General features: G+C 67.0%; 22 protein-coding genes. 17 read left to right on the forward strand and 5 right to left on the reverse strand.

Annotation, left to right across the window (positions count from 1 at the left end):
• The first annotated feature begins 255 nt into the window (after positions 1–255).
• From B1790_RS02620 to B1790_RS02660, 9 genes are all read left to right on the forward strand, one after another.
• Positions 256–738: a DUF1641 domain-containing protein gene (locus tag B1790_RS02620; protein WP_233164900.1), complete on the forward strand. Its 483-nt coding sequence runs from the start codon at positions 256–258 to the stop codon at positions 736–738.
• A gap of 75 nt (positions 739–813) precedes the next feature.
• The gene (locus tag B1790_RS02625) at positions 814–1,779 is read left to right on the forward strand and encodes a hydrogenase (RefSeq protein ID WP_079921600.1); all 966 of its coding nucleotides are present in this window, start codon (positions 814–816) and stop codon (positions 1,777–1,779) included.
• 52 nt (positions 1,780–1,831) lie between these two features.
• Positions 1,832–3,442: a nickel-dependent hydrogenase large subunit gene (locus B1790_RS02630; protein ID WP_079921602.1), complete on the forward strand. Its 1,611-nt coding sequence runs from the start codon at positions 1,832–1,834 to the stop codon at positions 3,440–3,442.
• A gap of 31 nt (positions 3,443–3,473) precedes the next feature.
• Complete coding sequence (locus B1790_RS02635) at positions 3,474–4,277, forward strand: hydrogenase maturation protease (RefSeq protein WP_233164906.1); 804 nt, start codon at positions 3,474–3,476, stop codon at positions 4,275–4,277.
• Positions 4,274–5,524, forward strand: a complete 1,251-nt coding sequence (locus tag B1790_RS02640) for a hypothetical protein (RefSeq protein ID WP_079921605.1) — start codon at positions 4,274–4,276, stop codon at positions 5,522–5,524. The genes B1790_RS02635 and B1790_RS02640 overlap by 4 nt, the downstream gene beginning before the upstream one ends.
• An 11-nt stretch (positions 5,525–5,535) precedes the next feature.
• The gene (locus B1790_RS02645) at positions 5,536–6,423 is read left to right on the forward strand and encodes a NifU family protein (RefSeq protein ID WP_079921607.1); all 888 of its coding nucleotides are present in this window, start codon (positions 5,536–5,538) and stop codon (positions 6,421–6,423) included.
• Entirely contained in the window at positions 6,420–7,616 is a 1,197-nt protein-coding gene (locus B1790_RS02650; protein ID WP_079921609.1) for an NHL repeat-containing protein, read from the forward strand. The genes B1790_RS02645 and B1790_RS02650 overlap by 4 nt, the downstream gene beginning before the upstream one ends.
• Entirely contained in the window at positions 7,613–8,449 is an 837-nt protein-coding gene (locus B1790_RS02655; protein WP_079921610.1) for a hypothetical protein, read from the forward strand. The genes B1790_RS02650 and B1790_RS02655 overlap by 4 nt, the downstream gene beginning before the upstream one ends.
• A 302-nt stretch (positions 8,450–8,751) precedes the next feature.
• Positions 8,752–8,937 (forward strand): hypothetical protein, encoded by a 186-nt coding sequence (locus B1790_RS02660; RefSeq protein ID WP_369832273.1) that lies wholly within the window; start codon positions 8,752–8,754, stop codon positions 8,935–8,937.
• A 12-nt stretch (positions 8,938–8,949) separates the two neighbouring features.
• Here the strand turns inward: B1790_RS02660 and B1790_RS02665 are convergent, their stop codons facing one another.
• Positions 8,950–9,432, reverse strand: coding sequence for a DUF2231 domain-containing protein (locus B1790_RS02665; protein WP_079921611.1), 483 nt, complete (start codon positions 9,430–9,432; stop codon positions 8,950–8,952).
• A 129-nt stretch (positions 9,433–9,561) separates the two neighbouring features.
• Here B1790_RS02665 and B1790_RS02670 point away from each other — a divergent pair, with 129 nt between their 5' ends.
• Both B1790_RS02670 and B1790_RS02675 read left to right on the forward strand, forming a co-directional pair.
• Positions 9,562–10,236: a response regulator transcription factor gene (locus tag B1790_RS02670; protein WP_233164901.1), complete on the forward strand. Its 675-nt coding sequence runs from the start codon at positions 9,562–9,564 to the stop codon at positions 10,234–10,236.
• Positions 10,233–11,522, forward strand: coding sequence for a sensor histidine kinase KdpD (locus tag B1790_RS02675; protein ID WP_079921613.1), 1,290 nt, complete (start codon positions 10,233–10,235; stop codon positions 11,520–11,522). Before B1790_RS02670 ends, B1790_RS02675 begins: the two co-directional genes overlap by 4 nt.
• A gap of 65 nt (positions 11,523–11,587) precedes the next feature.
• Here B1790_RS02675 and B1790_RS02680 read toward each other — a convergent pair whose 3' ends face one another.
• From B1790_RS02680 to B1790_RS02695, 4 genes are all read right to left on the reverse strand, one after another.
• Positions 11,588–13,255, reverse strand: a complete 1,668-nt coding sequence (locus B1790_RS02680; RefSeq protein ID WP_233164902.1) for a SulP family inorganic anion transporter — start codon at positions 13,253–13,255, stop codon at positions 11,588–11,590.
• Positions 13,256–13,269: 14 nt separating this feature from the next.
• Positions 13,270–14,310 carry a cytochrome d ubiquinol oxidase subunit II gene (gene cydB / locus B1790_RS02685; protein ID WP_079921614.1) on the reverse strand — a complete coding sequence of 347 codons (1,041 nt, stop codon included), beginning with the start codon at positions 14,308–14,310 and terminating at the stop codon, positions 13,270–13,272.
• Between the two features lie 9 nt (positions 14,311–14,319).
• Positions 14,320–15,780 (reverse strand): cytochrome ubiquinol oxidase subunit I, encoded by a 1,461-nt coding sequence (locus tag B1790_RS02690; RefSeq protein WP_079921615.1) that lies wholly within the window; start codon positions 15,778–15,780, stop codon positions 14,320–14,322.
• 75 nt (positions 15,781–15,855) lie between these two features.
• Complete coding sequence (locus B1790_RS02695; RefSeq protein ID WP_079921616.1) at positions 15,856–16,419, reverse strand: HdeD family acid-resistance protein; 564 nt, start codon at positions 16,417–16,419, stop codon at positions 15,856–15,858.
• Between the two features lie 207 nt (positions 16,420–16,626).
• Here B1790_RS02695 and B1790_RS02700 point away from each other — a divergent pair, with 207 nt between their 5' ends.
• From B1790_RS02700 to B1790_RS02725, 6 genes are read left to right on the forward strand one after another with little or no spacing between them, the layout of a single operon-like run.
• Entirely contained in the window at positions 16,627–17,550 is a 924-nt protein-coding gene (locus B1790_RS02700; protein WP_079921618.1) for an ABC transporter substrate-binding protein, read from the forward strand.
• A gap of 16 nt (positions 17,551–17,566) precedes the next feature.
• Positions 17,567–18,496, forward strand: coding sequence for an amino acid ABC transporter permease (locus tag B1790_RS02705; RefSeq protein WP_079921620.1), 930 nt, complete (start codon positions 17,567–17,569; stop codon positions 18,494–18,496).
• A gap of 23 nt (positions 18,497–18,519) precedes the next feature.
• Positions 18,520–19,272, forward strand: coding sequence for an amino acid ABC transporter ATP-binding protein (locus B1790_RS02710; protein ID WP_079921717.1), 753 nt, complete (start codon positions 18,520–18,522; stop codon positions 19,270–19,272).
• 9 nt (positions 19,273–19,281) lie between these two features.
• The gene (macS, locus tag B1790_RS02715; RefSeq protein WP_079921622.1) at positions 19,282–20,409 is read left to right on the forward strand and encodes a MacS family sensor histidine kinase; all 1,128 of its coding nucleotides are present in this window, start codon (positions 19,282–19,284) and stop codon (positions 20,407–20,409) included.
• Entirely contained in the window at positions 20,409–21,038 is a 630-nt protein-coding gene (locus tag B1790_RS02720; RefSeq protein WP_079921623.1) for a response regulator transcription factor, read from the forward strand. The genes macS and B1790_RS02720 overlap by 1 nt, the downstream gene beginning before the upstream one ends.
• Before the next feature lie 43 nt (positions 21,039–21,081).
• Positions 21,082–22,824 (forward strand): DUF2339 domain-containing protein, encoded by a 1,743-nt coding sequence (locus B1790_RS02725; protein WP_079921624.1) that lies wholly within the window; start codon positions 21,082–21,084, stop codon positions 22,822–22,824.
• The last annotated feature ends 538 nt before the right edge of the window (positions 22,825–23,362 follow it).

The following is a 23,362-nucleotide window of genomic DNA, read 5'->3' on the forward strand; positions in this document are numbered from 1 at the left end:
CGGCCCGGGACAGCCGAGCCTGCCCTAAGGTTGCGAACTCGTTCACGTCATTTGCCCAATCCTGCTGCGCGCCAGCGCATTGAAGTCTGCGCAATAGTGACAATAGCTGCGTAATAGCGATAGGCGCAGCCACTTTGGCGAGCTAGCTTGTGACAAGTCGAACATCCGACTTTGGGAGGCGCAGTGACAGCTCGTGGTCAAGCTCTGGAACTCTCGCCCTCTGAGAGGGTTCGCGCCAAACTCGACGATCCCCGGGTGGCCGAATCTCTGAACGACCTGCTCGATCACGCTGATCTACTGGCGATTCTGGTGTCCGGCCTGGACGGCTTGATGCGGCGCAGCGACGAGATCAGCGATTCGTTGACCGCGGCCATTCGGGAATTCAAGGGAGCCGCCGGCGATCCGTCGCTGGCCAGCTCCATTCCGGGATTCGAGTCGCTGCGATCAGTCGACCTCGCCGGTCTCGCCGAGAGCTTCGCAACGTTGTCCGACAAGGTCATCGTCGCGACACCAGCGCTGAACTCGCTACTGGGATCCCGCCTGACCGACCCGCAGGCCACCGAAGTACTGACGCAACTGGGTGACGCCCTGGTGGAGGCGAAGTCGGATGCCGTCCGAAACCCACGCGGTCCCAAGGGGCTCTTCGCAATCCTCAAGACGACGAAGGATCCCGACGTGATACGCGGCCTGGGCTTCCTGCTACAGGTCGCCAAGGCGTTCGGCAGACAGCTCAGATGACTTTCGGCCCTTTGTTTTCCAATCGCCGTCGACCAGGGTCCGGGTAACGGTGTCGCCACGAGGAAGGAATACTCCATGGCTTCGGTTCTGTGGTTTCAGGGAGGCGCGTGCAGTGGCAACACCATGTCGTTCCTCAACGCCGAAGAGCCCAACGTCGTCGACCTGATCGTCGACTTCGGGCTGGATTTGCTCTGGCATCCGTCCCTTGGCTTGGAGCTGGGCAAGAACGCCCAAAAGGTGTTCTACGACTGTGCGAGTGGCGAACGGCCCCTTGACATCTTCGTGTTCGAAGGCACCGTGATGGAGGCCTATGACGGCCGGACCGACATGTTCGCCGACCGCCCCATGAAGGACTGGGTCACCGATCTCGCCGGCGCCGCACAGATCGTCGTGGCCATCGGTGACTGCGCATGCTGGGGTGGCATACCGGCGATGGAGCCCAACCCCTCGGGGTCCACCGGACTGCAGTTCCACAAGCGCAACAAGGGCGGATTCCTCGGCCCCGACTTCAAGTCGAAGATGGGCCTTCCCGTCGTCAACATCCCCGGCTGCCCCGCTCACCCCGACTGGATCACGCAGATCCTCGTCGCCCTTGCCACCGGACGAGCCGGCGACCTCACACTCGACGAGCTCCACCGGCCCGAGACGTTCTTCAAGACCTTCACTCAAACCGGATGCACCCGAGTGCAATTCTTCGAGTACAAGCAGTCGACGATGTCCTTCGGCGAAGGCACCCGCACGGGCTGCCTGTTCTACGAGTTTGGTTGCAGAGGCCCCATGACGCACTCGCCGTGCAACCGAATCCTGTGGAACAGGCAATCGTCCAAGACCCGGGCAGGCATGCCCTGCCTAGGGTGCACTGAGCCCGAGTTTCCCCACTTCGACCTGGCCCCAGGGACCGTCTTCAAGACGCAGAAGGTCGCCGGCGTGATTCCCAAGGAAGTCCCCGAGGGCAGCGACCACCTGACCTACATGGCCCACGCGGCGGCGGCCCGGATCGCCGCGCCGCAGTGGTCGAAGGAAGACATGTTCGTCGTCTGAGAACGGACCACCCGCCCCGAAGCGACCAGCCCCGGTTTTCGAAAGGACCTCCATGACCGCGCTCGACCTGTATGTGAGCCCACTCGGGCGCGTCGAGGGTGACCTCGACGTGCGAGTCACGATCGAGGACGGCATCGTCACCTCCGCCTGGACCGAGGCCGCAATGTTCCGTGGCTTCGAGATCATCCTGCGCGGAAAGGATCCTCAAGCGGGTCTCGTCGTGTGCCCGCGTATCTGCGGCATCTGCGGCGGCAGCCACCTGTACAAGTCCGCCTACGCGCTCGACACGGCGTGGGCGACGCACATGCCGCCCAACGCGACGCTCGTCCGCAACATCTGCCAGGCCGCGGAGACCCTGCAATCCATTCCGCGCTACTTCTACGCGTTGTTTGCGATCGACCTCACCAACAAGAAGTACGCGAAGTCACCCATGTACGCCGAGGCGGTGCGCCGCTTCGCGCCCTATGTCGGGACCAGTTACCAACCGGGCGTGGTGCTTTCGGGCAAGCCGGTCGAGGTGTACGCGATCTTTGGCGGGCAGTGGCCGCACTCGAGCTTCATGGTGCCCGGCGGGGTGATGTGCGCACCGACGTTGTCGGACGTCACGCGGTCAATCGCCATCCTCGAGCACTGGAAGGACGCGTGGCTGGAAGGTCAGTGGCTGGGGTGCAGCGTCGACCGCTGGCTGGAGGTGAAGACCTGGGAGGACATGCTCGCCTGGGTCGACGAGAACGAGTCGCAGTACAACAGCGACTGCGGCTTCTTCATCCGATACTGCCGCGACGTCGGTCTCGACCAGTACGGACAGGGCGTCGGCAACTACCTCGCCATGGGCACCTACTTCGACCCCACCCTGTACGAGAACCCGACCATCGACGGACGCAATGCCGCACTGATCGGCCGGTCCGGGATCTACGCCAACGGTGCGTGGCACGACTTCGACCAGGCCAAGGTGCGCGAGGACGTCACGCACTCGTTCTACGAAGGCAGCCAGCCCCTGCATCCGTTCGACGGCGAGACCATCCCGATCGACCCGGATGCGGGTCGTAAGCAGGGCAAGTACAGCTGGGCGAAGTCGCCGCGCTACGACATCGGCGGCGGATTGGGCAACGTGCCGCTCGAGGCGGGCCCGCTGGCTCGGCGCATGGCGGCGGGCGGCCCACATGCCGCGGCGCATCAGGACGACGACCCGCTCTTTCCGAATCTCATGCGGTCGATCGGGCCCAGCGTGTTCGTGCGTCAGATGGCCCGCATGCACGAGGCGCCGAAGTACTACAAGTGGGCGCGGCAGTGGCTGGACGACATCGACTTGAAGGAGAGCTTCTACACCAAGCCCACCGAGCATGCCGAGGGACGGGGTTTCGGGGCCACCGAGGCCGCCCGAGGCGCGCTGGCGGACTGGATCGTCATCGAGAATTCCAAGATCAAGAACTACCAGGTCGTCACCCCGACGGCGTGGAACATCGGGCCGCGCGACGGTTCCGAGGTGCTCGGCCCCATCGAGCAGGCCCTCGTCGGCTCCCCGATCGTCGATGCCGAAGACCCGGTCGAACTCGGTCACGTGGCGCGCAGTTTCGACTCGTGTCTGGTCTGCACCGTGCACGCCTACGACGGAAAGACCGGCAAGGAACTGTCCAAGTTCGTCGTCAACGGAATGGTGTGACCCCAACTTGAATTTCCAGCCAGCGAAAGCGATCTCGTCAGACGACCTCGAGCCGCCCGGGTGTGCGGTGCTGGTCGTCGGCTGCGGCAACCTGCTCCGCGGCGACGACGGCGTCGGACCGGTTCTGGTGCGTCACCTATGGGAACTGGGGGTGCCGGACGGGGCACAGATGGTCGACGGCGGTACCGCCGGGATGGACACCGCCTTTCGGATGCGCGGCGCGCAGCGCGTGGTCATCGTCGACGCCGCGGCGACGGGGGCTGCCCCTGGCACGGTCTATCGCGTGCCGGGTGAGGAGTTCGCCGAGCTGCCACCGCTGCACGGACTGCACACTCATTCCTTCCGGTGGGATCACGCGATCGCGTTCGCCCGGTGGGCACTGGGGGACGCGTGCCCGACCGACATCACCGTGTTCCTCGTCGAGGTGCAGAGTGTGGACTACGGGGCCGAGCTGTCGGAAGCGGTGACGGCGGCCATGAACACCGTCATCGACGTCGTCGAACGTGACTTCTTGGCTCCGCTTCGCCCGGCGAAGGCTGCGGAGGTCACCGTCGAGTTCACCGCGGACGGCTACCTTCGCCTTGACGCGGCGCTGGCCGCCAGCAGGTTTGCCTCCGATGCGGTGGCCGCGATCGTGCAGGACGACGACTTCCTGCTGATCCCGCTGCGCGGTCCGCGCAGCGGTGGCCTGCTGCTCAAGCAACGCAACCCCGCCGGTGATCGCAGCGCGCTGGTTCACGAGGTGCTCTACGGCCGCATCCCGGTCGGCGTGCAGCGCGCGTACTGGGACGACGAGCGCGGGGCCCTGCGGGTTCCACTCGACGTGACGACGTGATCGACACCGTGATCGTCGAGGCGTCGACGCAACCGGTCTTGGCCGCCCGCCCACAACCGTTGGGCGCCTTCGAGCTTCCCGTCGGATACCTGCTGATTCCCGCCGGTCCGGATACCGAGCCGGCGAGGTTGGCGATGCTGGCCGGTTGCGTACCCGAGCAATGGCCGCCCCGACTGGTTGCGCACCAACTCGCCCTGGCCGGTGACCGAGACGCAGCCCTGGCAGCGCTCGTCGGCACCGACCCGATCACCCGCTACAACCGCTTCGTGCTGAACTCCGACCTCGAGGACGCCGACGACCTTCGATCGGTACTCGGTGAGTTCGCCCCGCTCGTCGATCTGGTGTCGTTTGCCCTGGGGCGTACGGACTCTCCTCCCGCAATCGGCAACGCCGACAACGAGATCGCCGCGGTCCTGCTCGGCGCCACCGCCAGTCAGACCCTGGCAGAGGATCCGCCGAAAACCGTCGCGACCCTCGACGCGGCGGTCGATGCCGCGCGCACCGTGTCGCGTCCGCTGGCCGGTCTGCTGCTGGGCGCCTCGGCATCGGTCTGCATCGAGTCCGACGATCCCGGTGAAGCACACGAACGCATCGAGAAGGCGCTGCGCTTGCTCGACGGCGCCGACGGCTTGCGTGTGGCGCGGGCCGAACTGCACCTGAGCGCCGCCGCGCTGCTGCACGAGCAGACGCACGACAACCCTGGCCTGATGGCCCAAGCCATTCCGCACTACCACTCGGCGCTCCAACTTGTGCAGCGGGAGGACGCGCCCCTACTGTGGGCGTCCGCGCACGCCAATCTCGCGACCGCGTACCTGACGATGCCAATGGTCGAAGCCTCCGGGCAGCTGCGGCTGGGTGTCGCCTCGCAATCGTTGCGGTCGGCACTGACCGTCTACACCCGCGACGAGTACCCCGAGGAGTGGGCGAGTGCGCAACTGAACCTTGCCAATTCGCTGGTGTACACCCCGTCCAAGCATCAGGCCGACAACCTGGTCGAGGCCGTCGAACTGTACGAGGCCTTGCTGGCGACGCGCGATCGCCACACCGACCCGCTTGGGCGCGCCCGCGTGTTGGCCAACCAGGGCAACGTGCTGGCGCACCTTGGCGCATTCAAGGATGCCAAGGCCAAGCTCTACGAGGCGCGGTCGCTGTTCGAGGAATTGGGCGACGAGGAGTCGGTGCGGGCCGTGCGCGGGGTGCTCGACGAGATCGCCAGGCAGATCACCTTGAACCGGACGTCGGATTGACGAGGGCTGACATGACCACTGTTGCCGAGAGACGGACCGAGCTGGAATTCGAGAAGCTCGCCACACGCGTGGACGACGCGATGCGTGCCCTGGCGGGCTTGGACCCGATGTCGCGTGCGATTGCCGAGGAGGTCAAGGCCTCGGTCGAGGCGATCCACCGCGCCGGCCTGGTGACCATCGTGCGCCGGCTGAAGTCCGACGAGGCCACCAGGGAGGCGTTGTTCGAACTCGTCGACGACCCCGTGGTGCACATGTTGCTGTCGATTCACGAGATCGTCCGCCCCGACCCCGTGACGGTGGCCAATCGCGTGCTGACCGAGGTGCGCCCGCAACTGCAGAGCCACGGCGGCGACGTGGTGCTCGTCCGGATCGAGGACGGTACAGCGTTCGTCCGGCTCGAGGGGTCCTGCAACGGCTGCTCGATGTCGTCGGTCACGCTGCGGAACCTGGTCGAGAGCGCGTTGACCGACGGCGTCCCCGGGGTGGGCGCCGTCGAGGTGTTGCCGAATGAGCCGTCCCCGACGCTGATTCCGCTCGAATCGGTGCGGATGGGCCGCGATCCGGCCGCCGAGGGCTGGGTCAAGATGGGCCCTGTCGCCCAGGTGGGGGACGGCGACGTCACCGCGGCGACCCTGGCCGCCGCCTCGGGTGCGCAGGTCGAGATCATCGTGGTCAGCGTCGACCATCGGCTGACCGCCTATCGCAACGAATGTGCCCACCAGGCACTGCCGTTGGACAATGCGATCCTCGACGTCTCCAGCGGCACCCTGACCTGTCCGTGGCACGGCCTGTGCTACGACGCGACCACCGGTGAGTGCCTGACCGCGCCGGGAGCCCAGCTGGAGCAGCTTCCGCTGCGCGTCGACGCGGGCGACGTCTGGGTCCGGATTACGTCGTGAGCCGATACACCGTGCGGATGAACGTCAGCGGACGACCGGCCCGAGTGGACGCCGCACCCACGGTCGACCTCAGCGGCGGCTGGGCTCCCGAACTGTGGTTGGGGGCGCCCTCGCCTGGTGGCTTGGCGTTGCCGCCCGCGCGTCCGACGATGGCCTGGATGTACTCCCCGCGAGGGGTCTTCCTTGGCGAAAACCACCTCGTCGTCGCCGATTCCGGCAACCACCGGGTGCTGGTGTGGCATGGTCTGCCGACTGCCGACGAGCAACCCGCCGACGTCGTCCTCGGCCAACCCGACGGCACCACCGAAGGTAGGGCGGCCAACGGCCGTGGCCCCGAGCGCGGGATGAACCTGCCCACCGGGGTGCTCGTACACGACGGACGGCTGATCGTCGCGGACGCCTGGCATCACCGCATCTTGATCTGGGACGAAGTGCCCGTGCTCGACGACACGCCACCTGATCACGTTCTCGGCCAACCAGATTCGGTTGGTGTGCTGCCAAATCAGGGCGGCGAGTGCTCGGCGGCGACGTTCTACTGGCCGTTCGGCATGGCCGTCGTCGCGGGTCGGTTCTGGGTGGCCGACACCGGCAACCGCCGGGTACTCGGCTGGGACGGGGGGATTCCGGACCCCGGTCGGCCCGCCGACGTGGTGCTCGGACAGCCCGACGGCACCCGGCGCGACGAGAATCGCGGCGGGGCGGCGACTGCCGCGAGCTTCCGCTGGCCGCATGACGTCACCGGTCGCGACGACCTGCTGCTGGTAGCCGACGCGGGTGACCACCGCGTTCTGGGGTGGTCACCGCCGCCGGGCGCCGACCGGGCCGCCAACGTCGTGATCGGGCAGCCCGACTTCACCTCCGCCAGTGAATGGCCCTACGGACCGCACACCGGCGACCGCTTTCGCTTCCCGTACGCCGTGGGCTTGGACGGCACGGGCGGCGACGAGCGTCTCGCGGTCGCCGACACCGCCAACAATCGAATTCTGTTGTGGGACGGCGTCCCCGACGACGGGCGCGCCGCCGACTATGTGTTGGCGCAGGCGGACTTCGGGTCCAACGGCGAGAACCGGTGGACCTCGGTGCAACGGGACACGTTGTGCTGGCCGTACGGAATCTCGCTGCGCGGAGACCGGCTGGCGGTGGCGGACTCGGGCAACAACCGCGTCGTCATCTGGAGACGGACGCCGAGGTGAGACCGCGGATCGTTCAGGGCGACGGGCAGCCTGGGTTCGGTTGGGCGACGCCGGCGGGTTCGTCGACGTCCCTGCGGGCGCTCGTGGCCGGCGACGACGAGCCGGATCGGCTGCTCGCCACGCACCTGGAGGCCCTCGACGACGAGCTGATCGTCGCCGCGGGGAGCTTCGGGGAGATCCTCGGCGGCGGTAGGCGTCCCTCGCCGGACGAGCGTGACGGCCTGCTGGATCTGCACCGTGCGTTGGACCGGTCGTGCTTCGAGTACGCGGCCGCCCTCGAGGTCACGGGTCTGCCCGCTGATCCGCGATCCGGTCAGATCATCGGCACCGCGACACTGTTCTCCATCCTGGCGCGCGAGCCGCTCGGGCTCCTCGGGCCGGCACCGTTGGACGGCGAACTCGACGACCCCTCCATCGGCGTCGTCGGCGGCTTCGGCGAGATGACCGAGGTCGATCCGGCGAAACCGTGGAAGGGTGGCCGGTGGGTCGTCAGAACAGAAGCGGGTCAACGCTATCCGCTGACCCTGTCGATGCTGCTCTTCGACAGCTCAGGGGTGAACAAGGAGGCGTCGCGCACCGAGCATCTGGCGGCGTTGCGGTCGGTGACCGCCGCGGCCGGATCGCCCGAGGCGGACCCGATGTCGGTCACCTGTGCGCTGGATTGGCTGCTGTATGACTGGCTGATGGCGCACCGCGACGGTGCGGACAGTGCCGAGATCGTGTTTCCGAAGGGCCAGGAGGCGGCTGCGGGGGTCATCGTCGCGGCGGCAACGGCATCGGTCGCGGCACGCGCGACGTTCGATCCCGGCCTGCTGGGGTTGACCAACCGCTGACCGCCGTTGCGACGGTGTAGTCCGGCTCGAGCCGGAGTGAGGGTTACGCGCGTGTGCCCGTCGATTCAGCACCACGCGTATCGGTTCCCGCTAGGGACTTTGGTCGTCACCGACGGCGGATGAGCGCGCACCAGGATCGGTGCCAGTGGTTGCCGAAGTAGAGGACCCATGGCACCCGCGTGGAGCCCCACTGCTCGCGTAGCGTCGTCTCATGACGACAGTGCCGCAACCCATTTCGATCATGTCGGAGCCCGAGTGCTGGGACTGGCTGTCAAGCGTCGGCTTGGGCAGACTCGTCACGAGTGTCGACGGCGATCAACGACGAGGTGCTGTTCGAAGCCGATCACCGCACCGAGGCCGAAGCCGCGCCGCTGCGGCCGTGGACGGTGATCGCCAAGGACCACTTCGTGCGGATCCGCCCGTCACGGGTCACCGGCCGGCGGTTCGCCTTCGGTCTCGACCCGGTCGACCGCGCGCCGGCGAGCTGAGCGCACCGGTGGCTATGGCGTGGGTGACTCTGCGGCACCGACGGTGTCGCCCCACGTCGCTCGAGCGCCGGTGTCTCCGATGCGGTACACCTGCACCGAGGTGACGACGCTGACGACGATGACGAGCGCGGCAACACTCCACGACGCGGTCCGCTGCAGTGTGCGGCCGCGAGCTTCCCGCACGTGTATTGCCGCGAGCACGGCAGCGGCAACGAACAGCGCGATCGAGAAGTAGATCATCGTGTCACCCAGTTCGGTGTGCTGGTGTAGCAGCGGCGATCGGCCGACCTGGTCTTCGAGCCATTCACCCGCCTCGGTGGTCAGCGGGGTGAGTACCACGACAGCCGTCGCGAGGCCAAGGTCCAACCACACCAAGCGCTTTCGGGCCGCCGGCCAGACGGCGCAGAGCACCGCCAGAATTGCCGTCAACGGTGCGAGGATGACGATGAAGTGCACGAACAGGGCATGGGCGGGGAGCCCGTTGAGCGTCGTCACGAACCATCTCCTTCTCCGTTGATGTGGGCCCGGCACAGGTGTCGGGAATTCGGAACGGGTGTGTCCATGCCCCGATGCTGGCAGCCAATTCTTCGAGCCTTCGAAGATGTGGCGTGGCAGGCTCGTGGGGTGGCCGGGGAAAACGCAGCACCGAGTCTGCTCATCGTCGAGGACGATCGGACGTTGAGCGCGATGCTCGCGGAGCTGTTCACCGGCGAGGGCTACGAAGTCGAAGTCGCCTACGACGCCCAGCGGGGACTTCACCGCGGGCTGCTTGGCGACTTCGCCGCGATCATCGTCGACCGTGGGCTGCCGGTGATGGACGGCGTGGAACTCGTCGAGGTGCTGAGGGCCCGCGGAATCTCGACGCCGATCCTCGTACTCACCGCCCGGGGCGCTGTCGCCGACCGCGTCGAGGGGCTTGACGCCGGAGCCCAGGACTATCTGGTCAAACCGTTCGAGGTCCCGGAGTTGCTGGCTCGAATACGCGCCCTGGTGCGGCGACCGACCGGTAGCTCGACGCTTCGGGCCGAGGGTCTGTGCCTGGACCGGGTGACGCGTACCGCCAGCGGCCGCCGGATCGGCGCCGACGTGGAGCTCTCCGAGCGGGAAGCGGCCCTGTTGAGTGTGCTGATGACGGCGCCGGGGCGGGTCCACACGCGCGATCAACTGCTCTCCGCCGTGTTCGACGGTGCGGACAACCCCGGCGTGGTCGACACGTACGTGCACTACCTACGGCGCAAATTGGGTCGGGGGATCGTGCGCACCGTGCACGGAACCGGCTACCGCCTCGGTGCCGAATGACCTGGGAGAGCGTCGATCTCGCGGTGGTACGGCGCGCGGGCCGGATCGCCGCCGTGCAAGCGTCGTCGGCGCTGGCGGCCGTCCTCTTGGTCGTCGGTGCGGTGGTGTTCATCGTCGACGTGCGCGTACAGAACCAGCAGATCGCCAACCAGCTCACCACGGTCGCCGCAACGGCCGACGACGCGATCGACCCGCCCCCGGGAATGCAGCTCGTGCTGCGAGATCGGTCGGGGAGGGTGCAGGTGAGTGCCATGGGCTTGCCGTCGGCTGATCTGCTGGCGCGCCCAGCGGGGTTCTCCGACGCACACGTCGACGGCCGGGAACACCGCGTACTGGTCGCAGACAGACCGCAGGGCCGGGTGGTGGCCCTGGTGGCGTTGGACTCCTATGAGGAGGGACGCCGCCGGTTGCTGCTCGCGCTGGGCGCCGCCGAGCTGGCTGGCATTCTGGCCTCGGTCGCGGTGGTCGTCTTGCTCACCCGGCGTTCCATTCGCCCCCTCACCCAGGCGCTCGCGCTGCAGCGGCGATTCGTGGCGGACGCGTCGCACGAGCTGCGCGCGCCGTTGACGGTGCTGCACACCAGGATTCAACTCCTCGCTCGCCGGTTCGAGGTCGGAGACACCGAGCGGACCAAGCAGCAGATCGAGGCGCTGGCCGCCGACACCCGAGTGCTCGGCGAGGTCATCGAAGACCTCCTCGCGTCGGCCTCCATGGCAAGTGACGCCATCCCCCGCGTGCGGGTCGACCTGTCGACCGTCGCCGGCCAAGTCGTCGACGGCATGACCGAACACGCCGAGTCCGCCGGGGTGCGTCTGACGCTGACCCAGGACGCCGACGCGGCGAGTGGCGTCACGGTTCTCGGATCGGCCGCGGCGCTGCGGCGGGCGATCACCGCCCTCGTCGACAACGCCCTCGCCCACGAGCACTCCGGCGGGGCGATTGACGTCTACGTCGGGCGGCGCGCGGCGGACGTCGTCGTCGAGGTACGAGACGACGGTGTGGGCGTCGACCCTGCCGCGATGGCGACCCTGTTCGACCGGTTCGCTCACGGCCACGGTCACACCTCGACGGCGGGGCGCGAGCGCTACGGCATCGGCTTGGCGCTGGTCCGCGAGATCGCGGTGGCGCATCGCGGGGGCGTCGACGTCAGCGAAACCCCCGGCGGCGGAGCGACGTTCCGTCTCACGCTGCCAGCCGTGGCGCCGCCGTTCTCCTCCTTGCCGGAGTTCTCTGAGGAGAACCGGGACGGACCGCCCTCGGACACGCCGGGCCGCACATGGCGCTAGGGAGTAGCCATCACGGCGACCCGGCGTATCCGGGCGACGGTCACGATTTGAGCCTTCAGGTGCGGTCACGCCGTCATGACGTGGGAGCGTGCGTGCGCGATCGCTTCGTCGAGAGTCCCCACCAGATGGTTGTCGTGGCGCAGCGAATCGAACACCCCGACATTGGCCAACAGGCTCAGGTGTTCGGGTTGTACGCCCTTGATGATGACCGTGATGCCCCGGGACTCGAGTTCAGTCGTGATTTCGGCCAAGGTGTGTGCGCCGGTGGCGTCGAGCATGCCGAGTTGGGACATCCGGATGATCACGACGGTGACGTGTGGATGCTCGGCGTCGACGATGGCGGTCGAGATGCGTTCGGCCACACCGAAGAACATCGCCCCGTCCAGGCGCAGCAGGGCGATCTGCTCGTCGCCGGGCCGATGCGGACCCGGCAGCTCCTCGCGGACCACGCTGCTGCGGCGCGCCACGCTGCGCAGCGCGAACAGCGCCGCGACGACGAGCCCGATCTCCACCGCTTCGATCAGGTCGAAGCACACGGTGACGACGGCAGTCATCACGAAGATCAGGGCGTCCGACCGCGTCGACCGCAGCACTTGTCCCACCGTGGCGGCCGAGATCATCCGAAACGACGTCACCATCAGTACGCCGGCCAACGCGGACAACGGGATCGCCGCAACCGGGCCGGTCGCGAGGTACACCACGGCGAGTAGCACCAGCGAGTGGACGATCGCCGACACCCGGGTTCGAGCCCCCGACCGTACGTTGACCGCGGTGCGGGCGATGGCTCCGGTGGCGGGCATGCCGCCGAATGCGCCGGACGCGACAGACGCCAGGCCCTGTCCGACCAGTTCCCGGTCTGGGTCATACGGACCGGTCGGCGACATGGTGGCCGCCACGCGCGCCGACAGCAGCGATTCGATGGCCGACAGCGCCGCGATCGCGATGGCGGCACCGACCACGGTGCGCAGTGCGGCGACGTCGATGCTCGGCAACACGGGTGCTGGAAGCCGAGACGGCAGCTCGCCAATGCTCGCAACGGACACGTGGAATACGTGGACGATCACAGTGGCCGCCACGACGGCGATGAGCGATGCCGGCAGCCCACGGTGCACCCTGGGGAGCGCGATCATCACCACCGCGACGAAGACCACCACGGCAACGGTTTTCAGGGCCGCCGACCAGCCGCCGCCGCCGATGACGTGAGCGACCACCTCGTAGGCCGCCCGCAGGGTTCCCCGACCGGCAGGGGCGGGGCTGCCGATCGCATTCGGTATCTGCTGCAGGAAGATGATCGCGGCGATCCCCAGCGTGAACCCCTCGATCACCGGCCAGGGCAGGAACGTCACCGCCCGGCCCAGACCGGAGACGCCGGCGGCGACCACGATGAGCCCGGCCAGCACGGTGACCAGAGCAATGCTGCCCAGCCCGTGCAGGGCGACGATGGGTGCCAGGACCACGGCCATCGCCCCCGTCGGGCCGGACACCTGGACGTGCGATCCACCGAAGACCGCTGCCACCAGCCCCGCGACGACCGCGGTGATCAGCCCCGCCGCCGCTCCGACTCCCGAGCTGATGCCGAAGGCCAACGCGAGGGGGAGGGCGACCACGCCGACCGTGACCCCGGCCAACGCGTCCCGGCGCCAGGACTGCTTGAGCCCGGCGTAGTCGTCGCGGCGCGGGAGTAGGCGGCGGGCCCTGCCCAGCACCGTCTCGATCGAGGTGCGGGATTCCACGGGCGCGGCCGCGTTCAGGGCGCACGCACCGTAAGGCCAACCGACTGCGGAATTGCGTCGGCCGAAATGCGCTGCCGGAAAACCCAATACGTCCAGCCCTGGTACGCGATCACCAGCGGAGCGAAGATGACGGCGGCCCACGTCATCACCTTCAACGTGTAGGGACTCGATGAGCCGTTGTAGACGGTGATGCTCCACCGGGGATCGAGGGTGGATGGCACCAGATTCGGGTACAGCGAGCCGAACAGCAGCACCACCACGGCGGCCACCACCAGGGCGGTGGCCAGGAACGCCCAGCCCTCGCGGCCGCCACCCCAGGTCAACACGACCGCCGCGAGTTGCGCGACCACGGCGAGTGCCAGCACCCACCACGTCCATCCCTTGCCGTGGGCCAGTTGGGTCCAGATCCCGAAGGCGGCGACCACCACGGTCACCGGCACGGCAAGGGACACCGCGACGCGGTGCGCGTCGTCCCTGACCGCTCCTGCGGTCTTCAGGGTGACGAAGACCGCACCGTGCATGAGGAACAATCCGCAGGTCGCCAGGCCGCCGAGCAGGGTGTAGGGGTTCAACACGTCCCAGACCGACGGGTGGACCTGGTGCTGGCCGTCGACTGGCAGGCCGCGGACCAGGATGGCGAACGCCACCCCCCACAGAAAGGCGGGCAGCCAGGAGCCCACTGCGATGCCCACGTCGGCCCAGGTTCGCCACTTGGGGTCGTCGATCTTGCCGCGCCACTCGATGGCGACGATGCGGACGATCATCGCCACCAGGATCACCAACAGCGGCAGGTACAGGGTGGAGAACACCGTGGCATACATGTTCGGGAACGCCGCGAACATGGCGCCGCCCGCGGTGATCAGCCAGACCTCGTTGCCGTCCCACACCGGCCCGATGGTGTTGAGCACCGCGCGCCGGTGGGCCTCGGGGTCGCCGTGGGCGGCGCGGCCCAGCGGCGACATCAGCATGCCCACACCGAAGTCGAAGCCCTCCAAGACGAGGAAGCCGCAGAACAAGACGCCCAGGGTTACGAACCAGAACTGTTGCAGTCCCATGTCAACTCCTCAGTAGGCGAACGAAAGTGGGGCGACGTCCTGCTCGTCGGGTGGTGCTGGCGGCGCCGGTTCGGCGTCGTGCTCGCGCGGACCCTCGAGCACGTAGCGCCGCATCAGGAAGAACCAGACCATCCCGAGTGCGGCATACAGCAGGGTGAAGATCACCAGGGAGAGCAGCACCAGCCAGGCCGGGTGATCGGAGACGCCGTGGTCGACGGTCAGTCGCACCATCGGGTCGCCGGTGGGGTTGGGCGCCACGATCCAGGGCTGACGGCCCATCTCGGTGAAGATCCAGCCGGCACTGTTGGCCAGGAACGGCATCGGGATGCTCAGCAACGCAAACCATGACAGCCAGCGTTGGTTGGGTAGCCGCCCGCGGCGGGTGAACCACAGCGTGGTCACGGCGAACAGCACGGGGATGGCCAACAGTCCGATCATGATTCGGAACGACCAGTAGGTGACGAACAGGTTGGGTCGGTAATCGCCTGGCCCATAACGGATTTCGTACTGACGTTGCAGGTCTTGGACGCCTTGTAGGGTGACACCGGTGAACCGGCCTTCGGCCAGGTAGGGCAGCACGCCGGGAACCTGCAGGACGTGGGTGACGCTGTCGCAGTCGTTGTGGGTGCCGACGGTCAGGATGGAGAAGTCCGGATCGGTGGCGGTGGTACACAGCGATTCCGCCGAGGCCATCTTCATCGGCTGTTGGACGAACATGAGCTTGCCCTGCGTGTCGCCGGAGAAGAAAAGACCCACCGTGGCCGCGAGCGCCAGCAGGCACCCCGCGATGGTCGCCGGTCGGTAGAGCGTCGCGGCGTCCCCGTCCCCGTCCTCGGCGTCGTGCGTACGCACCATCCACCAGGCGCAGATCCCCGCGACGAAGACGCCTGCGGTGAGCAGCGATCCGGCGATGACGTGGGTGAACGCCGCCACGGCGGTGTTGTTGGTGAGCATCGCGACGATGCTGGTCAGTTCGGCGCGGCCGGTGGCCGGGTTGTAGTGCGTGCCGACCGGGTGCTGCATGAACGAGTTGGCCGCAATGATGAAGTACGCGGACATGTTGACCGCGATCGCGACGATCCAGATGCAGGCCAGGTGGACGAGTCGGGGTAGTCGGGTCCAGCCGAAGATCCACAGCCCGATGAAGGTGGATTCGAAGAAGAAGGCGATCAGCCCCTCCATCGCCAGTGGGGCGCCGAAGACGTCGCCGACGAATCGGGAGTATTCACTCCAGTTCATTCCGAACTGGAACTCTTGCACGATGCCGGTGGCGACGCCGAGGGCGAAGTTGATCAGGAACAGCTTGCCGAAGAACTTGGTCAACCGGTACCAGGCGGGGTTTCCGGTGACCACCCACGCGGTCTGCATGACGGCGATCAGCGGAGCCAGCCCAATGGTCAGCGGCACGAAGATGAAGTGATAGACCGTCGTGATCCCGAACTGCCATCTCGAAACGTCGAGAGCGTTCATGTGCACCGTCCCCTGGCTGCCGGTAGTACCTACGACAAAGTGTAGTAGACAACCTTCCCCCAGCCCAGGGCGTTTTTAGTGAGCTGGCTGACCCTGTCCCGAGAGCTGGTTCGTCGCGCGGCGGATCGCGACGGCGGCGACGACCTCCATGACGCCGATGACGATCAACCAGACGCCTACGACGAGCGCCAGGGTGCCGATCGAGTCGAAGGGCGAGGCGAGGACGACCACACCGGCAACCAAGCTGATGAGCCCGACGAACACGTTCCAGGCCCGGCCCGGCAGCGTCGGATCGCTGATTGCCGACACGGTCGTGGCGACGCCACGGAAGATGAAGCCCACCCCGATCCAGATGGCCAGCAACAAGACTGCGTCGTACAGATGGCGGAACGCCATGATCGCGAGGATGAGCGATGCCGCACCGCTGATGAACAGCAGCACCCGTCCACCGGCAGACACGTGGAGGCTGAAGGCGAAGAAGACCTGCTGAATTCCGGTCAGCAGCAAGCCGGCACCGAAGAAGATGGCGGCCACCGTGATCGAGATGCCCGGCCACGCGACGATGGCGACACCGATCGCGATGGCCAGCAGTCCGGACACGACGGCCGATTTCCACAGATGCGGCAACAGACTTGGCATAGACGGCGCAGACGGGGTGGTCACGAACTGCAGTGTCGCACGGCAACCCTCGGGGGCGGTCCAATTCACCGCGTTGCCGTTTCGGACAGCGCGGATCGTCGACCGGCGTTAAGTTTCACCTACTACAGCGCGTACATCCCGCTAGTGTTCCTGAGGTCGTCGCCCGCGAGGAATGAAGGCGACCCCGATGCAGAGAGAAGAGACAACGTGGTATCTGGAATTCAGGACCGTCGAGTGAGCTCACGCTGGTGGCGCGGCGCTGCGGTCGTCGCCGTGTCGGCATCGCTCATTCTGTCGGGCTGTACCAAGAACACCGACACCGCAGAACCGACCAAGGAGACCACCGCGGCGAAGGCCGCCAAGGTCGACGACATCGCGAACACGGTTCCCGAGGACATCAAGTCGTCCGGCAAGCTCATCGTGGGCGTCAACGTTCCCTACACGCCCAACGAGTTCAAGGATTCGAGCGGCAAGATCGTCGGCTTCGACGTCGACTTGATGAACGCCATCGCCTCCACCCTCGGCTTGACGGCCGAGTACCGCGAGGCCGACTTCTCCAAGATCATCCCGTCCATCCAGGGCGGCACGTTCAACGTCGGCATGTCGTCGTTCACCGACACCAAGGAACGCGAACAGACCGTCGACTTCGTCACCTACTTCTCGGCCGGCTCGCTGTGGGCCAAGCCCAAGGGCTCCGACATCGACCCAAGCAACGCGTGCGGCAAGAAGGTCGCGGTGCAGGCCACGACGACACAGGAAGTCGACGAACTGCCCGCCAAGAGCAAGGCGTGCACCGACGCGGGCAAGCCGGCGATCGACATCGTGAAGTTCGACGGTCAGGATCAGGCCACCAACGCCGTCGTCCTCGGACAGGCCGACGCCATGTCGGCGGACTCCCCGGTGACGCTGTACGCCATCAAGCAGAGCGCCGGCAAGCTCGAGCAGGCCGGCGAGACCTTCGACGCGGCGCCCTACGGCTGGCCCGTCGCGAAGGGTTCTCCGTTGGCGGCCTCGCTGCAGAAGGCCCTCGAGCACCTGATCGAGTCCGGCGACTACAAGACGATCGCCGCGAACTGGGGTGTCGAGGCTGGCATGATCGACAAGCCAGTCATCAACGGCGCGACCAGCTGACAGTCGGAATTCACTGATGAGCGTTGACGTTCGCACGCCACCCGACAGTCCGCCCGTCATCGATGCCGTCCCACTGCGGCACCCCTGGCGGTGGGTGGCGGCGATCGTCATCGTCATCCTCGTCGCGCTGTTCCTCTACGGCGCGGCGACGAACGAGGCCTACGGCTGGGGCACCTTCGGCAAGTACATCCTCGACGAGCGCATCTTCTCCGGCGTGGTGGTCACGCTCGAGCTGACCGTCTTGTCGATGATCCTGGCGATCGTGCTGGCGGTGTTGTTGGCGGTCATGCGACTGTCGCCGAACCCGGTGTTCCGCTCGGTGTCGTGGGTGTATCTGTGGATCTTCCGCGGCACCCCGGTCTACGTGCAGCTGGTGTTCTGGGGTCTGTTCCCGACGATCTACAAGAACATTCAGCTGGGCATCCCGTTCGGCCCGACCTTCTTCACCATCAACATCCAGAACCTGTCGCTGTACTTCCTGTTGGCGGTCATCGGCCTTGGGCTCAACGAGGCCGCCTATCTCGCCGAGATCATCAGGGCCGGCATCAGCTCGGTCCCGGAGGGTCAGTCCGAAGCCTCCACCGCACTGGGCATGTCGTGGCTGATGACGATGCGCCGCACGGTGCTTCCGCAGGCAATGCGGGTCATCATCCCGCCGACCGGCAACGAGTTCATCGGCCAACTCAAGACCACGTCGCTGGTGGCGGCGGTGCCGTTCACGTTCGACCTCTTCGGGCGTCAACGTGACATCTCGGCCGTGCTCTTCCAGCCGATCCCGCTGCTGCTCGTCGCGGCGGCGTGGTACCTACTCATCACCAGCATCCTGATGGTGGGCCAGTTCTACCTGGAGCGCTACTTCTCCCGAGGTGCGTCCCGCAAGCTCACCGCCAAACAACTCGGCAAACTGGCCGAGGCGCAGACACTTGGAGAGGCTGGGCACACATGACCGCGACTGCCGTGGCCACACCGATGGTCAAGGCCGAGAACGTCTGCAAGAACTTCGGCGCGCTCAAGGTCCTCAAGGGCGTGACCCTGGAGATCGGCCGAGGTCAGGTGTTGGTGCTGGTCGGCCCCTCCGGCTCGGGCAAGTCGACGTTCTTGCGCTGCATCAACCACCTGGAGCAGGTCAACGGTGGCCGGCTCTACGTCGACGGCGAGCTGATCGGCTACCGCGAGAAGGGCGACAAGCTGCTCGAGATGCCGCCGCGGGAAGCCGCGCGGCAGCGGCGCGACATCGGGATGGTGTTCCAGCACTTCAACCTCTTCCCGCACCGCACCGCGCTGGCCAACATCATCGAGGCGCCCATCCAGGTCAAGGGCGTCAAGAAGGCCGCGGCCATCGAGCGCGGCAAGGACCTGCTCAGCCAGGTTGGCTTGTCGGACAAGGCAACCGCCTACCCGGCACAACTGTCGGGCGGTCAGCAACAGCGCGTTGCGATCGCCCGGGCATTGGCGATGGATCCCAAGCTGATGCTGTTCGACGAGCCGACCTCGGCGCTTGACCCCGAGTTGGTCGGCGAAGTGCTCGGCGTCATGAAGAAGCTGGCCAGTGAGGGGATGACGATGGTCGTGGTGACCCACGAGATGGGGTTCGCCCGTGAAGTCGCCGACCAGTTGGTGTTCATGGACGCCGGGGTCATCGTCGAAAGCGGCAAGCCGCGAGACGTTCTCAGCAACCCGCAGCAAGACCGCACGAAGCTGTTCCTGTCCAAGGTGATGTAGACGCCGGGCATGCAAGCTTCGCCCGATCCGGCCACCCCGCTCTGGCGGGCGGCTCAGGTGTTTCGCTTGCTCAGTTGCCTCTACGCTCTCGGTTTTCAGATTGCGATCAACGACGACCTCGAACGGCCCGCGATCGGCTGGGCACTCTTCGCGGTCCTGGTGTCGTGGAGTGTCGCCTGCGCAGCGGCCTACCTTCACGGTTACGGCAGGCGGACCGCGTGGGTGAGCGCCGAGGTCGTGGTGGTCGTGGCGCTGATGCTCTCGACCAAGATCGTGGCATCCGATCAGTGGGCGCTGGACAACCAGTCGTGGCCGACGACGTTGTGGGCCACCAACGCAACGATTTCGGCAGCCATCCTGCTCGGCCCCGTCGCGGGCATGACGATTGGGCTGTTGGTGACGGCATCCAACGCCGTTCTGAAGGGGTACGTCAGCGTCGACGTCGGACGCAACGCCACCGTCGTGATCGAACTCGCCGTCGGCCTGGCGATCGGGATGGCCGCCCAGACCGCCCGGCGTGCGCATACCGAACTGCAGCGAGCCGCGCGGTTGGCGGCCTCTCTCGAGGAACGAGAACGGCTCTCGAGGGAGGTCCACGACGGAGCCATCCAGGTGCTGGCGCTGGTCGCCCGGCGGGGGCGTGAGATAGGCGGTCCGACAACCGAACTCGCCGTGCTGGCGGGCGAGCAGGAACGCGCGTTGCGCCGCTGGGTCAGCGCTGCCGGTGCGCCGGTGCCGGAGGGGCTCGAGATCGATCTGGTCACGCTGCTGCGCGACCGCGCCGCCGACCGGGTGTCGGTCAGCCTTCCACCGGAACCGGTCATGTTGTCCGCGGAAGTCGCACGTGAAGTCGACGCGGCGGTGGCGAACGCGTTGGACAACGTCGTCGCGCATGCCGGCGCAGCCGCCCGCGCCTTCGTGCTCTTGGAAGACCTGGAAGACTCCGTCGTGGTGAGCATCCGTGACGACGGAGCAGGCATTCCGGCAGGCCGGCTGGAGGAGGCCGCAGGCGAGGGACGGGTCGGAGTGTCGAAGTCGATTGTCGGACGGCTGAATTGGCTCGGTGGTACGGCCCGGTTGAGCACGGGGCCAGGAAGGGGGACCGAGTGGGAACTGACCATTCCACGTTCACGGTGATGGTCGTGGACGACCACCCGATCTGGCGCGACGCCGTCGCCCGTGACCTCGCAGAGGAGGGCTTCACCGTCGTCGCCACTGCGGACGGCGTCGGCTCGGCCCGTCGTCGCGCAGAAGTAGTCAAACCCGACGTGGTGGTGATGGACATGCGCCTGTCTGACGGCAACGGCGCCATCGCCACCGCCGAGGTGCTGACGGTGTCCCCGTCGTCACGGGTCCTGGTGCTCTCCGCATCGGACGAACGCGACGACGTGTTGGAGGCGGTGAAGGCCGGGGCGACGGGCTATCTCGTCAAGAGTGCGTCGAAGGGCGAACTCGCAGAAGCGGTCCGGGCCACCGGCGAGGGGCGTGCGGTGTTCACCCCGGGCCTGGCGGGTCTGGTGCTCGGCGAATATCGGCGCATCGCGCGCTCGCCAGGAGGGCACGACTCCACGCCCAGCTTGACCGAGCGGGAGACGGAGATCCTGCGGTACGTCGCGAAGGGGTTGACCGCCAAGCAGATTGCCGAACAACTGTCCTTGAGCCATCGCACGGTGGAGAACCACGTGCAGGCCACCTTCCGTAAGTTGCAGGTGGCCAATCGTGTCGAACTGGCGCGCTACGCGATCGAACACGGGCTCGACGAGTAGTAATACTCATCCCGTCGTCTGGCGTGGCTGCCACGATGGCTGAATGAGCGAACCAGATCAGGCCGTCATCGCCAGGCTGTCGTCCGACTTCGCCGCCATGGCTGCATACCTGGCGCGGGCGTCGGTCGACCTGCGCCAGCTCGAACGCATCGTGGCGGAGCGGCCCGTGGCACCCGCGCAGCCCGTGGCCCCGACGTACTGGCCGCCGCCCGCATACACGCCCGCGCCCCAGCCACTCGCGCCCGTACCCCCCACACCCAGGCCGCCGCGGTCGGACGGGTGGATTGGCAAGGCACTGGCGGTCGCCGGAGTCGCGGTCACCTTGGTGGGCGTCGCCCTCCTGCTGGTGCTGGCCGCGCAGGCCGGCATCCTGCGGCCCGGGTTCCGGGTGTTCGCCGGCGCCGCCTTGGCGGCCGGGCTGGTGGGAGTCGCATGGCGGCTGGTCGACCGGCCCGGCGGTCGGATCGGCGCAATTGCGTTGGCCGCCACGGGCATTGCGGCGGCATACATCGACGTCATCGCGGTGACGACGATCTACCACTGGGTGTCGGCTCCCGTCGGGCTCACCATCGCCGCGGCGGTCGCCGTCGCCGGGCTCATGCTGTCGCGCCGATGGAACTCCGAACATCTCGGCCTCTTGGTCCTGGTCCCGGTGATCGGGCTCGGACCCGTGGTGGCCGACGGCATCACCGTCGTTCTGGTCGGCTTCATGCTGGCGCTGGGCGCTGCGTCGGTGCCCGTGCAGCTTGGCAAGGATTGGAACGGTCTGCACGCGGCGCGCACAGCGGTGACCACGCTGCCGCTGCTGCTCGCGTTGATACTGACCAGCTTCGACTCCGAGCATTCGCCGTTGCTCGCCGTCGCGGGTTCCGTCGCAGCCGCTCTGGCGATCGGAAGTGCGGTCGTCCTGCTGCCGCACACCAAGCACCCGGCCACCATGGCGTGGGTGAGCGCGGCAGGCACCACCCCGGTGCTGGCCGCCTCGCTGGCCGTCGACGGTGCCGTCGCGGCGCTGATGGCGGCCGGGCTGTCGGCGGCCGTGTTGGGACTCGTGCTCGTCGGCGACCGCCCGACCGGGGGAGCCGCCAGCGTGCGGTCGATCTGGGCAGCCCTGGCGGCGGTGTCGGCGCTCATCGCGGTGATCGTCGCCTTCGACGGTCCGGTGGCGGGGCCGGTCCTCCTCGCGATGGCTGTCGTGGTGGCGCTCGGGGGTCGACGCAGCGGGGTGGCGCGTTGGTGCGCCATTGGTTTCGGTGTCGCAGGTGGTCTGTTCTACCTTGCCTACGCGCCGCCGTCGTTCTTGATCGAAGCCACCGAGTTGAGCGCGCCGATCGCCGCCTCGACGCTGATCGCCAGCCTGCTGCTGGTGGCGTGGGCGGTGGCGATCGCGTGGTCGTGGCCTGCGGACTGGTCGTGGGCCACTGCGGCCGTCGTCGCGCTGTACGCGACCACCACCTTCACGGTGACGGCCGGGGTGCTGCTTGGTGGCGAGGAGCAGGGATTCCTCGCCGGCCACGTGGCTGCGACCCTGTGTTGGATCATGCTGGCCGCGGCCGTGCTTCGGTACGCGGCGAAGGTCTCTCGCGCCGAGCGCTCACTGCCGATCGGTGGCGGCATGGCACTGGTGGCCGCCGCGGTAGCCAAGTTGTTCCTCTTCGACCTCGGGACGCTGGACGGGATCTTCCGCGTTGTCGTCTTCATCGCAGTGGGCCTGGTGCTGCTTGGCATGGGAACCGGCTACGCCAGGCTGCTCGCGCAGCAAGACAGCCGTGAGGGTGAGGCGTAGAACCGCCGCATCCAGCCCCGTCCCGAGGACAAGTTACAGCGGGGTAATTCAAGCAGGGTTGGGCACCCGTTCATCGTGGCGACTCCATTGCGAATGGAGTCGCCACGGTGCTTTTGTCGCGCAAACGACAGAGATTCGCGAGCGGACCATTCGTAGGTGCTCCAGTGCGTCAGATTTAGTCGCAAAATGAGACCTTTGGTACGAAACCTGACACAAACCAATCGACAATCGCTGAAGAGGTCTAAATGGCCGTAATCAGCAGGTCACGATCGGTTGCTCGCCAGTATTGCTGTTTGCGTTAATTGAACCGTGATGCACGGTCGGACCTGTAGGTTTGCCGCCCTGCCAGCCCCTGCGATGAGGTATCCCATTCGTTATGCGGTTTGCCCCTGCGGCAGCTAAATTGACCGGGGTTGACGGCGAAGAAAATTACAAATCGTGAAAGCGAGCAGGAATGAAGAAGGCAAGTCAGGGACTTTTGAAGGCCATCGCGACGCGGGGAGTCATCGCCGCCATACCCGTCGCCATGGCTAGCGCT

This window comes from Mycobacterium sp. AT1, assembly GCF_002043095.1.
GTDB lineage: Bacteria > Actinomycetota > Actinomycetes > Mycobacteriales > Mycobacteriaceae > Mycobacterium.